The sequence below is a fragment of the Blautia sp. JLR.GB0024 genome, from assembly GCF_037000545.1.
Classification (GTDB): domain Bacteria; phylum Bacillota; class Clostridia; order Lachnospirales; family Lachnospiraceae; genus Blautia; species Blautia celeris.
Genome location: NZ_JBANBF010000002.1, coordinates 732,380 through 744,989 on the forward strand (window position 1 = coordinate 732,380; position 12,610 = coordinate 744,989).

Consider the following 12,610-nt stretch of genomic DNA (forward strand, 5'->3'; position numbering starts at 1 on the left):
GATTATGGGACCGGTAAAGGATATTGCACTTGGCATACAGGATTACCGCAAGATCAGGGAGTATAATTACTACTATGTAGACAAAACACGTATGATAAGCGAATTTTTGAGGCGTGGGGCAGAGGTCACTCTGATCACGCGTCCGCGCAGATTTGGAAAGACGCTGAATATGTCTATGCTGGCAGAATTTTTGGATATTACAAAAAGCTCAGAAGGGATTTTTGAAAATACAGAAATTATGCAGACCTGTTTTGCAAAGGAAATGAATCAGTATCCTGTGATTTTCTTATCCTTTAAGGATGCAAAAGGCAATAGAAAATTACTGGTAAAACAGGTAAAACTTGCACTGCTGGCTGAATACCAGAGGTTTTCCTGTATATTTACCCATCTTCCCCATATTGAACAGGTGATATATGAGAGGACACTTCAGGAACTGCTGGATTATAATACGGGAAGTCTGTCAGGAATAGACAATGCACTGTATTTTCTATCAAAGACCGCCTGTAATTATTATGAGAGACCTGTGATCCTTCTGATCGATGAGTATGATACCCCGTTTTTGGAGGCGCATATTAACGGCTTTTATCAGGAGGTGCACAGTGAACTTGCAGTTATGCTGTCTTCTGCACTGAAGGGCAACGAGTACCTGCACCTGTCACTGCTCACAGGGATTCAGAGCGTGGCAAAAGAAAATATCTTCTCCGGTCTGAACAATCTTCTTGTTTGTACGGTCAAGGATCCTGAATTTGCTGATTGTTTTGGATTTACGACTGCGGAAACAGTATCTCTTCTGCATTATTACGGTCTGGAACTGGATGATGAAGTGAAGGCAATGTATAACGGATATTCCTTTTCCGGAGTAGATATCTATAATCCCTGGTCTGTTCTCAATTATGCACAGCGCAGGATACTGGAACCCTACTGGGTTAATACGAGCGAGAATAAAATGATCCGATCAGCAATGGAACAATGCGATAAACTGTTTTTCAGGAATTATGATAAGCTGATTGAGACAGGAACGCTGACAGCCTCGGTTCAGCCAGAGAATTCATTTTATGAAATGCCCGGTACATCCTCACTGTGGGGGCTTTTGCTGAATTCGGGAATGATCACGATCGTAAAACGGCTGGATCCGGGATATTATCAGATACGCATACCGAACAAAGAGGTAAGATCAGCTTTTATCGGCCTGACAGAATACGCATTGCAGATACAGGAAGGTTCTTTCAGCAATCTATTCGGTGCACTGCGCCAAGTACACAAAGGATGAATCCTGTGATCTGAAATGCCTGGCAGCGAAAGCTTTGGAGCAGATTGACCGGAGGCACTATACCTTTGGACTGGAGGGCAGTGTGCTGTGCATCGGACTGGCACACCGTGGAAAAAGTGTGGAAGCGATGTGGGAAATGAAGTAGAGCATAAAACGCTTATATCTGTATTTGGTTATGGATATAGGCGTTTTTTAAGAACCCTGTACCGTCGCCCAACCACCAAAACGGTACAGGTATGTGTCACCACCTGGAGGAAAAGATGAAAATACGAGAGTTACTTTTGATCACCCTGTCAGCAGGCCTTATCCTGCTTTCCGGGTGCGGCGCAGAGCAGAATCCTACAGTTACAGAAGAGGGAGAAGATTCCTATGCCAGAGCCTCCCTGTTCTGTGATGTGAATTTCTGGGAACCTCCTTCCTGGAGCACAGAGGAGGGAACCATCACCGGGGATATTACCGAAAAGACGGGCCTTGCCCTGGACATTACCGTACCACCCCAGAACGCGGATGCCCAGCTCAGCCTGATGCTTCTCAACGATGATCTGCCGGATATCATCTCCCTTACCAATGAGACCACGATCAGCCAGCTCATCACATCAGGGAAAGTCTGGGATCTGGAAGAGTTTTTAAAGCGTTACTGCCCGGAGTCCCATCTTCTGAAATCATTTCCGGAGGATATTAAGAGAGAGCTGATCAAACGGGACGGGGGCTGGTATGCCTATCCATCCCATATGAATTCCCAGGATTCCAGAAAGATCTGGAAGCCGAGTTCAAAGTTTTACGAGGACTGGACCAATTATAATGACAATAACGCAATCATCTGGAACAGGGAGCTTTTGGAGAAAGCAGGACTCACCGTGGAAGAGGTACAGACAGAGGAGCAGGTTCTGGCAGCCTGGGATAAAATGAAAAATATGCATCTGGATGTGGACGGAGAAGCAGTGATCCCTCTTCTGGTGGACGGAAAAGGCTACATTGACCCCACAGTGAAATTCCTGGAATATACCTTTGGCGCCGAACGGGTGGATGAAAATGGAAACTACCGGGATATCCTGCTGCAGCCTCAGGCAGAGCATGCACTGCTGTTTTTAAATGAAGCCATACGGAACGGCTATGCAGCCCCGGAACAGCTTACCTATGAAAATACCAAGATAAAGAGCCTGATGGCTGGCGGAAACGTGTTCTGTTTCATAGGAAATGTAGCCAACAGCGGGATTGATTTTACAAAATGGGTTTCCTCAGGCCCTGTCTTATCCTCCGGGGGGGAGACACCGGTGCTGGGCAAAAATCTGAGAGCACCTACAGGCTGGCTGAGCACATTTGTATCAAAAGACTGCAGAAACCCGGAACAGGTAGCGGCATGGATCGATTATATGACCAGCGATGAGGGACTGCTGTTCTGGAGCTTTGGATACGAAGGCAGCGATTACCGCCTGGATGATGACGGCTATGTGGTACAGAGTGAAAAAGGGGAAGCCGCGTCTCTTGATTACGGACAGACCGGGCAGGGAGCCTGGTGGATGTTCGATAATTTTTCCTGGGAGAGAAGCATACTGCCCGAACCGGAGGAGGACAGCAGTACGGCAGCGGAAAAAGAGGTATATACAGCCTTTGGCAGTCATGACAGGACCGTGTCCTATGATGAGTCCCTGCTCCCTTTAACCGCAGAAGATATTCCTCCGGAGAGTGACGAAGGGATATTGGATGCAAAGATCAGAGCCTATGAAAAAGAACAGATACCGCGTATTATCCTGGCAGGGAGCCGGGAGGAGGCAGCGGCCCGGTACAGCGAGATGACAGAGACTCTGAAGCGTATGGGGATTGAGACATTGGACGCCTATAAGAATGAGATATATCAGAAAAACTGCCGGGAATACGGCGGTAGAATAGAGAAAGTAAACGTGGAATGAGGGAGAGAACAGCAATGAGGAAGAGATTAAAGGACAGTCTGTGGCTTCAGCTTATCGCGTTCACTGCTCTTATTATGTTCTTTTTACTGGCAGCCTACGCGGTTACCGACAGCTATTCCGGCAAGATACTGCGGGACCGGACCATAGACCTAAACGATAAGATACTGCTCCAGGTAGAAGGAAAAATGGAGGATTTCCATGATACACTGAACCATGTGGCAACATCCATGGCCTATGCGCCCACAACATACGATTATTTTACCATGGACCCGGTGGCAAGAGTCATGGTCTCAGAGGATCTGTCAGAGATATTTTCCAACACGGTTTTACTGGAAAGTGACATAGCCGGGATCTATCTCTATGATACTTCTTTGAATCAGATTGCTGCCATGGGAAAGGCGGCAGATAACCCGGATTTTGTCCAATCGCTGAAGAAGCAGATGGAATTTGGCGATATATTTTATCTGAATCAGGCGGGGGTTCCCTTTTATACGGTTTATTTTCCCGTCTATGATCTGAACAACAGGCAGTACGGCATTCAGACCGGAATGTGCGTTATGATGATGCGGACAGATAATCTGTCCGGGCTTCTGGAGGATTCCCAGGCCACAGAGAATACACAGGTGTTTCTGCTTGACGGAAACAACCAGATCATAGCGTCCAGAGGGAACAACGGCCTGGAAGAACTGGACAGAAGTATGATGAGGAGCACGGACGAATTCTATGTAAAAGTGCGCAGTGTACGCATGGACGGGTGGAAAGTGGTCAGCCGCATACCGGAGAGTGAAATGAACAGCAGCATGGATGACGGCAAGAAATTCGTGACCATAGCCTATGTGCTGGCATTTGCGCTGCTGATACTGCTGGTATGGTTCTGCTATAAGCGGTTTGTGGGGCCTCTTCACCAGGTTGACCTGTTTATCCAGAAGATAGTAGACAGGCCGGAGGAGAGAATGGAGATCGGCAGGGAGGATGAGATCGGCACGGTGGTGCAAAGCCTGAACCATATGCTGGATGCCAGGCAGAAAATGAATCAGGAGATCCAGGAGTCCCAGAGGAGAATGTACGAGGCGGAGATCGCCAAAAAGCAGCTTCAGGTCCTGGCTTACCGCAATCAGATCAATCCTCATTTTCTGTATAATACCTTTGAATGCATCTGCTCTATGGCGCTTTACTATGAGGTGGATGACATTGCGGAGATCACCATGGCGCTGTCCAAGGTTTTCCGCTTTGCCGTAAAAGGAGAGAACATTGTCAGTGTGGAGGAGGAAGTCAGCTATATACGGGAGTATGCCAAGATCATAGATTACCGTTTCATGGGAAAGATTGATGTGGACATTGAGATGGAGGACGCGGTGAAGGAAAAGCGGGTGATCAAACTCATGCTGCAGCCTCTTGTGGAAAATGCAGTGTTCCACGGCCTGGAACAGAAGCTGGAGGATGGAGAGGTGAATGTATCCATACACATGCATGGAGAGGACCATATTATGTTTGTGGTGGAGGACAACGGCTGTGGGATTGAACCGGCAAGGCTTGTGTGGATGCGTGATAACCTGGACAGCAGACCCACGGGACAGAAGGGAATCGGGGTGGCCAATATCTATCAGAGGCTGAAACTGTTTTACGGGGATGATGTGGTCTTTCAGATCGAGAGCAGACTGGGAGAAGGAACCAGGATCACAATTATAATACCGGATGAGCTTGAGCCTGTTTGAAGAAAGGAGAAGGGAATATGTACAGGATTTATCTGGCAGATGATGAAACATGGGTAGTGATCGGTCTGAAAAAGCAGATTGAGAAATCAGGGCTGCCGTTTCAGGTGATCGGTGAGGCGAACAATGGGGTGGCGGCCATGGAGGAAATTTTGGAGAAAAAGCCTGACATTCTGATAACGGATATCCGCATGCCGGGACTGAACGGCCTGCAGTTACTGGAAAAGCTCAGGGAAAAAGGAATCGCTGTGAAGGTGATCTTCATCAGCGGCTATGCGGAGTTTGAGTACGCCCAGTCCGCGCTCAGAATGGGGTCTTTTGACTATCTGCTGAAACCGGTGGAACAGGAGAAATTAAACCAGGTTCTGATAAGGCTGCTTGCCGCCTTCAGACGGGAGCGAGGAGAGGAGGAGGAGACTGCCCCGGAGGAACCCATCAACTCCTCAATGATGAATCAGATAATCCGGGAGATACAGGAGAGATATACGGAAAACATCACACTCTCCGGTCTGGCGGAAGCACACGGAATCAGTACAGGCTATCTGAGCAGCCAGTTAAAGGCAGAGCTTGGCCTCTCCTTCTCGGAATACATTACCTCAAAACGTATCCAGAAGGCAAAGGAACTGCTGGCGGATGAAAGTCTCTCCGTGGAGTCCATTGCAGAGCAGACGGGATACAACGATTACTTCTATTTTATTAAAGTGTTTAAGAAAAACACAGGAATCTCCCCCAGCAAATACAGGAAGAATCTGTAGGAATGGACAAATTATGACAATATTTTTACCGGGAACCAAAAAAAGTACCAAAATAAAAAAATATTTACATGTGCATATTGTGATTCACACTTTATAATATAGATAAATCGATTGGTGAATATGACAAAGCAGCAAGCGAAAAGATTTTTCTTGTAGAAATCGGTTTCATATATTATACTGAACATAATATGCCATGGCCCGAAAAGGTATCCGGCAGTTACCTATTAATAATATATGAACAGGTGAGACAATGGGAAAAGAAAGAGTAAGTATTTATCATATCGCAAAGGAAGCAGGAGTATCCCCGGCGACCGTTTCCAGGGTTTTGACAGGCAATGCCAATGTCAGCACAGAAAAGCGGATCAAGGTGGAGGCTCTGATCAAGAAGTATGATTTCCGGCCGAATGCCATGGCGCGCAGTCTGAGCAGTACAAAGACGAAGCTCATGGGTTTCCTGATCCCGGATATCAGAAACCCCTTTTATGCAACACTTGCCGTGGCCTGTGAGAGGGCTGCCAACGAGAGAGGATACAGTCTGATGCTCAGCAATTATCTGAATGATATGGAGCTTCAGGAGCAGAACCTGCAGAAGATGATCGAGATGCGGGTGGATGCACTGATCATGATCGGAGGCAAAGTGGACGAGATGGTATCAGACGAGGAATATGTGGAGAAGATCAACCAGATCACAGACACGATCCCCGTGGTGATCACAGGTAAACTGGACGGCAGTGACTGCTATCAGGTTAATATAGATCAGAAGAAGGCAATGGAGACCGCAGTGGATCATCTGATCTCATTGGGGCATGAGAAGATTGCTCTCATCGGAGGCCGCAGAGATGTAAATTCCACTTATACGAAACGGGTCACTTACAGAAGCTGTCTGAGAAAGTATGGAATCGAATTTTCTCAGGATGATATTGTGGAGACACCGGAGTATTCCGTAGAGTGCGGACTGCAGGTGATGGATGGGATTTTTGACAGCGGGAAGCCGCTTCCCACCGCAGTTATCGCGATCAACGATTTTATGGCAATGGGCATCGTGCAGTCGATTCGCCGCCATGGGCTTTTAATACCGGAAGATATCTCGATTCTAAGCTTTGACGACACGTTTATTGCGGAGGCCGAGACACCGCGTCTGACAAGTGTGGGATATAATTACGACAGATTTGCAAACACTCTGGTGGATACTGCCATTCTGGCCATAGAGGGAAAGAATCCGCCGAAAATGCAGCTCATACCGCCTAAGCTGATGATCAGGGAGTCCACAGCAGAGAGATAACAGATTAAGAGACAGCATAAGATATTCACCGGATACAGTGGTAAAATAATAATCTTATTGAAACGGGTTTCAATAAGAGGGGTGTGAGGTTCGTTGAGTTACATAAAAACATCTGCTGCAAAGGAGCAGTTGTAATAAAAGATAACAAGAATAGGAGGAAATGTACGTGCGTTCAACCTAGAAAAAGCAGTAAATCAGCCATTTATTGAAACCGATTTCAAAAAGAGGAGGAGAATAATGTGAAAGCAACGAAAAATAAAACAGGAACAGCAGTTATGGCGGGCAGGAAAAAGCCTTTCTGGAAAAAGGTAAAAGATAACAGGACCCTGCTGTTGATGTGCCTTCCTGCCGTGGTGTTTTTTATAGTCTTTAATTACTGCCCCCTGCCGGGTGTATACATAGCATTTACAAACTATAATTTCCGTGATGGGATTTTCGGAAGTCCTTTTGTGGGGCTGAAGAACTTTGAATTTCTGATCCAGTCAGGAGAACTGTGGAAACTGACCAGAAATACCCTGCTTTATAATGTGGTATTTATTGTTCTGGGAAATGTGGTGCAGATCACGCTGGCTGTTATGCTGAATGAAGTGCGCAATAAATATTTTAAAAAAGTATCCCAGACGATCATGTTCCTGCCGTACTTTATCTCCGTAGTATTGATCGGAGCCATTGCGTTTAACATCCTGAATTATGACACAGGTGCGCTGAACACCCTGCTCCGCGAGACGGGCGGTGATCCGGTCAAGATTTACAGTATGGCCGGTATATGGCCTTTCATCATTATCTTCTGCCAGATGTGGCAGCAGACAGGATACGGTTCCGTCGTCTATTTTGCAGCCATCTGCGGAATTGATTCCGGTATGATGGAAGCTGCCGAGGTGGATGGGGCAACAAGCTGGCAGAGAATCCGCTATATCATCCTGCCAAGCCTGAAACCTACCTTTATCATTCTTCTGCTCTTTGCGCTGGGCGGTATCATGAAGGGAAACTTCGGATTATTCTGGAACCTGGTGGGCAATAACTCACAGCTCTTCCAGTCAACGGATATTATCGAGACATTCGTTTACAGGACCATGACGACGCAGAACAACTTCTCAACATCATCTGCGGTGGGGCTGTACCAGTCCATTTTCGGATTTGCCCTTGTAATGTTCAGCAACTGGCTGGTAAAACGGATCGATCCGGATTACGCATTATTCTAGGAGGTGGGTTAAGTGCAGAATCAAAATAAGACAAAGATAAAACAGGACACCAGTACCCTGGTTGTGAAAATAATTTCGTATCTGGTGATCACAGCGTTTGCGCTGATATGCCTATTGCCGTTTATTCTGATCATATCGGCTTCACTGAGCACGGAGAGCGTCATTATGAAGGAAGGCTTTGGCCTGCTTCCGAAAGAGTTTACGCTGGATGCGTACACCTGGGTGTTCCGTTTCCCGAAAATGATACTGGGCTCTTACGCAGTTACCATTCTGCTTACAGTCTGCGGAACCCTGGTGGGGCTGTTCGTCATTGCCATGACCGGATATGCCCTGCAGAGAAAGGATTTTCCTTTTAGAAATGCGATATCCTTTTTTATCTACTTTACAACCCTGTTTTCCGCAGGTATGGCGCCCACTTTTATCTGGGTATCCAGGTACCTGCAGTTAAAGGGAACCTATTTTGCCGTGTTCTTCCAGCTTCTCATGACACCGTGGCTGATCATTCTGATGAAGAACTTTGCAAAATCAGTACCGTTTGAGATAACAGAGTCCGGCAAGATTGACGGAGCCGGGGATTTCAGGATTTTTATTTCCCTTGTTCTGCCCATGCTGAAACCGGCGCTGGCAACGGTTGGCCTGTTTCTGGCCCTGGGATACTGGAACGAGTGGTATCTCTCCTCCCTGTATCTGGGTTCAGAGGTGGATTTCAAACCGCTGCAGTATTATCTGTACAATATCATTAACCAGGCAGCCGCGCTTAAGAATTCCATGGCCGGCGCAGCCGTCACTGTTGCGGACCTTCCGTCCAATACGCTGAAAATGGCAACTGCAGTGGTGGCAACAGGCCCGATTGTATTTTTATATCCCTTTGTGCAGAAATATTTTATCTCCGGTATCACCGTAGGCGCTGTAAAAGGATGACAGTATTATATGTATGATATGAATTTCCCGTATAGGGATTTATATGAATCAATTATAATGAGTGGAGGATCAAAAATGAGAAAGAATACGACAGTAAAACGTACTCTGGCCCTGACAATGGCAGTATTGATGGGAGCAAGCCTGGCTGGCTGCGGAAGCAAAAGTGAGGGTGCAAGTTCCAAGGTAAAGGAGGACGGAACCATTGACACTTCCAGCCATGAGGTGATCAACATGCTGGTTCTGGGAAACAAGCCGTCCAACGGCAGATGCGAGGAAATGTTAAAGGAACTGAATAAAGTTCTGACCGACAAGGTAAATGCAGAGCTGGAGCTGACTTATGTAGAATGGGCTGACTGGCAGACACAGTATAATACCCAGCTTCTGAGCGGCGATGCCTCTCTTGATATCATCACAACCGCCACAGACTGGCTGTATGGATGGGAAAACGCACAGAAGGGAGCATTCCTGCCGCTGACAGATGACATGCTGAAGACCTACGCGCCCAAGACCTATGAGCAGGTAGAGGCAGACGGTGACTGGGATATCTGTAAATTAGACGGTGAGATCATGTTCATTCCGGAAGACAACTACACCCAGTACACAAACCATGGAATGATGTACCGGGGCGACTGGGCAAAAGAGGCCGGAATCCCGGATGGCACCATCACAAAATTCGATGAAATGACTACATATTTCAAATGGGTAAAAGAGAACAAACCGGATGTGGTTCCGTGGGATGCGGGAAAGAACAATCTGGGAAGCCTTCTGGAGCCTTATATCTTATCAAACACAAATTACCGCCAGCTTGTAGGATGTAATGCAGGTAACTATGAATTCTGGTTTACATCCAAAGAAGATCCTTATACTGTTTCATCTCCGTATATGGAGGATGACACCATCTATGAAGCAGCGGAGCTGATGAAAGAGTGGAATGAGATCGGCGTATGGCGTGAGGATGCCTTGAATTATGACGGGGATACCAGAGTAGAAATGTATGCAGGTACCTGTGCAGCAGACCAGCACCACAGCCAGACCTACTATACACAGGTAAAACCCAACATGGATGTAAAACAGCCGGGTTCTGATGTGAAGATGTATTACTGGGGACAGGAAAATAACAATGTGGCAAAACCCATCAAGACCCACGGTGCCGCAGCCATCAGCGCCAATTCCAAACATCCGGAGAGAGCTCTCATGGTTTACGATCTGCTCCGCAACGATGAGGAATGTTATCGCTACATCAATTATGGTGTGGAAGGAACTGACTATATTGTAACAGATGACGGCAAACTGTCATACCCGGAAGGATGGGATGAGGCCACAGACAAGCTGGACGCAAACTTCTGGTGCGGACGTAACGACGACCTGGAGCTGCCAAATGAGAGCTGGTGGGACGGAACGCAGGATATGATCGCCAATTACGACAAGATTGCATATGACTATGAATTTGAGAACCTGATTATTGACAAAAACGCCATCGAGACACAGCAGGCAGCCATCGCAAACGTATTGTCCGAATACCTTCCGCAGCTTGGATACGGAAAATATGAGGATCCTGCAAAGGCAATCGACGAGATGAGAGAAAAACTGAAAGCAGCCGGTTATGATGAAGTAAAAGCATCAATCCAGAAAAATATTGATGATTTCAAAGCAGAAAAGTGATAAAATCATAAGCAGGAAGTTTTTGTAAATAAGCATGGGAATACCAATACCGACGCAGCTGAGAGTGCCCGGCATTTGGCATTCCCATTTGCTGTATGAACAATGCAAAGTTCAGAAAGGAGCAGGAAGTGGAAAAATTTGAGATAAGGGAAGATTTTTATCTGGATGGAAAAAAGATCAAGATCATTTCCGGAGGAATGCATTATTTCCGTGTGGTACCTGAATATTGGAGGGACAGACTGGAAAAATTAAAAGCGCTGGGATGCAATACAGTGGAGACCTACATTCCCTGGAACCTGCATGAGAAGGAGAAGGGACAGTTTGATTTTGACGGTATTTTAGATATTACCCGCTATGTGAAGACAGCGCAGGAGCTGGGGCTGATGGTGATATTAAGGCCGTCCCCGTATATCTGCGCGGAGTGGGAGTTCGGCGGACTTCCCTATTGGCTTTTAAAAGAGGACAACATGCGTCTGCGCTGCATGTATGAACCGTATCTGAAGCATGTGAGGGAATACTACGAAAAGCTCTTCCGGGTCATCGCACCGCTGCAGATCACCCAGGGCGGACCGGTGATCATGATGCAGGTGGAGAACGAGTACGGTTACTATGGCGATGACAGGGAATACTTGGAGTACATGAAGAACCTTATGATCGACTGCGGATGTGAGGTACCCCTTGTCACATCAGACGGCCCGTGGGGGGATGCCTTTGACTGCGGAAAAGTCGAGGGCGTACTGCAGACCGGAAATTTTGGCTCAAAGGGAAAAGAGCAGTTCTCCATTATGCGGGAGAAAATAGGAGACAAGCCCCTTATGTGCATGGAATTCTGGGTGGGCTGGTTTGACAACTGGGGTGTGGAGTGCCACCAGACGGGAGATCTGGAGGAACATGTGAAGGATCTGGATGAAATCTTATCGGAGGGTCATGTCAATATCTACATGTTTGAGGGCGGCACCAATTTCGGTTTTACCAATGGCTCTAATTATTACGATGTACTGACCCCTGATGTAACCTCCTACGACTATGACGCACTGCTGACTGAGGATGGCAGGATCACGCCGAAATACCAGGCATTCCGCCAGGTGATCAGCAAATATGCAGAGGTTCCGGAAGTTGCTCTGAGCACAGAGATAAAAAGAAAAGATTACGGTACCCTGAAGGTATCCAGAAGGACAGGTCTCTTCGGAAATCTGAAAAATATTGCAGAACCTGCTGCAAGTGTATACCCCCAGTCCATGGAAAAACTGGGACAGGGATACGGATATATCATGTATGAAAGCCCTTTGAAATACGAGGGGCCAATCGAGAAGATACGTCTCTGGGGCGCAAACGACAGGGCAAATATGTTCGTGGATGAGAGGTCGGTACTGACACTGTATGACAGAGAGCTGCTGACAGAATATGAGTTTGAAAGCCCGATACAGAAGGGAGAAAAAATCTCTATTCTCATGGAAAATATGGGGCGTGTAAATTTCGGACCCGCGCTGGAACAGCAGCGCAAGGGGATTGACAGAAGTGTGCAGATCAATGGACACCAGCACTATTATTGGACAGAATACTGCCTGCCCATGGAGGATTTAAGCGGGCTGGACTTTGATGTTCCGGTAAACGAAGGAGAGCCGGGATTCTATGAGTTTACATTTGAGGCGGAGGAGACAGGGGATACCTTCCTTGATTTCTCAGGATGGGGAAAAGGCTGTGTTCTGGTCAATGGATTTAATATAGGCCGTTTCTGGGAGATTGGTCCGCAGAAGCGCTTATATATACCGGGACCGCTTTTGAAAAAGGGACAGAATACCATCCTTATTTTCGAGACAGAGGGGAAAGCGCCGGGCACGATCGCCCTTTGCGAAGAACCGGATCTTGGCTGACAAAAAGAGGTGCCTGCAGTAA

At 47.1% G+C, this 12,610-nt stretch carries 10 protein-coding genes; all 10 read left to right on the top strand.

All coding sequences use genetic code 11. The annotated features are described in order from the left end of the window. Positions 1–4: 4 nt before the first annotated feature. A complete protein-coding gene (locus tag V8Q34_RS07370) occupies positions 5–1,270 on the top strand; it encodes an AAA family ATPase (RefSeq protein ID WP_335835152.1) in 1,266 nt (421 codons plus the stop codon). Then, positions 1,242–1,415: a hypothetical protein gene (locus V8Q34_RS07375; RefSeq protein ID WP_156120853.1), complete on the top strand. Its 174-nt coding sequence runs from the start codon at positions 1,242–1,244 to the stop codon at positions 1,413–1,415. Before V8Q34_RS07370 ends, V8Q34_RS07375 begins: the two co-directional genes overlap by 29 nt. Positions 1,416–1,530: 115 nt before the next feature. Beyond that, positions 1,531–3,180, top strand: a complete 1,650-nt coding sequence (locus V8Q34_RS07380; RefSeq protein WP_103731190.1) for an extracellular solute-binding protein — start codon at positions 1,531–1,533, stop codon at positions 3,178–3,180. A gap of 14 nt (positions 3,181–3,194) precedes the next feature. Continuing rightward, on the top strand, positions 3,195–4,895 hold the full coding sequence (locus V8Q34_RS07385; protein WP_187370577.1) for a sensor histidine kinase: 1,701 nt from the start codon (positions 3,195–3,197) through the stop codon (positions 4,893–4,895). Between the two features lie 17 nt (positions 4,896–4,912). Further along, complete coding sequence (locus V8Q34_RS07390) at positions 4,913–5,647, top strand: response regulator transcription factor (RefSeq protein ID WP_054350702.1); 735 nt, start codon at positions 4,913–4,915, stop codon at positions 5,645–5,647. A gap of 250 nt (positions 5,648–5,897) precedes the next feature. Then, on the top strand, positions 5,898–6,929 hold the full coding sequence (locus V8Q34_RS07395; protein ID WP_335835153.1) for a LacI family DNA-binding transcriptional regulator: 1,032 nt from the start codon (positions 5,898–5,900) through the stop codon (positions 6,927–6,929). 239 nt (positions 6,930–7,168) lie between these two features. Next, positions 7,169–8,131: an ABC transporter permease gene (locus tag V8Q34_RS07400; protein WP_225305252.1), complete on the top strand. Its 963-nt coding sequence runs from the start codon at positions 7,169–7,171 to the stop codon at positions 8,129–8,131. A 12-nt stretch (positions 8,132–8,143) separates the two neighbouring features. Continuing rightward, positions 8,144–9,052 carry a carbohydrate ABC transporter permease gene (locus V8Q34_RS07405; RefSeq protein ID WP_033141525.1) on the top strand — a complete coding sequence of 303 codons (909 nt, stop codon included), beginning with the start codon at positions 8,144–8,146 and terminating at the stop codon, positions 9,050–9,052. A 75-nt stretch (positions 9,053–9,127) separates the two neighbouring features. After that, complete coding sequence (locus V8Q34_RS07410; RefSeq protein ID WP_033141524.1) at positions 9,128–10,714, top strand: extracellular solute-binding protein; 1,587 nt, start codon at positions 9,128–9,130, stop codon at positions 10,712–10,714. Positions 10,715–10,842: 128 nt separating this feature from the next. After that, positions 10,843–12,588 carry a glycoside hydrolase family 35 protein gene (locus V8Q34_RS07415; RefSeq protein WP_335835154.1) on the top strand — a complete coding sequence of 582 codons (1,746 nt, stop codon included), beginning with the start codon at positions 10,843–10,845 and terminating at the stop codon, positions 12,586–12,588. Positions 12,589–12,610: the final 22 nt, after the last annotated feature.

Coding starts and splice junctions, on each gene's coding strand:
- V8Q34_RS07395 (WP_335835153.1), top strand. CDS start 5,898: ATGGGAAAAGAAAGAGTAAGTATTTATCATATCGCAAAGGAAGCAGGA.
- V8Q34_RS07385 (WP_187370577.1), top strand. CDS start 3,195: ATGAGGAAGAGATTAAAGGACAGTCTGTGGCTTCAGCTTATCGCGTTC.
- V8Q34_RS07380 (WP_103731190.1), top strand. CDS start 1,531: ATGAAAATACGAGAGTTACTTTTGATCACCCTGTCAGCAGGCCTTATC.
- V8Q34_RS07410 (WP_033141524.1), top strand. CDS start 9,128: ATGAGAAAGAATACGACAGTAAAACGTACTCTGGCCCTGACAATGGCA.
- V8Q34_RS07370 (WP_335835152.1), top strand. CDS start 5: ATGGGACCGGTAAAGGATATTGCACTTGGCATACAGGATTACCGCAAG.
- V8Q34_RS07390 (WP_054350702.1), top strand. CDS start 4,913: ATGTACAGGATTTATCTGGCAGATGATGAAACATGGGTAGTGATCGGT.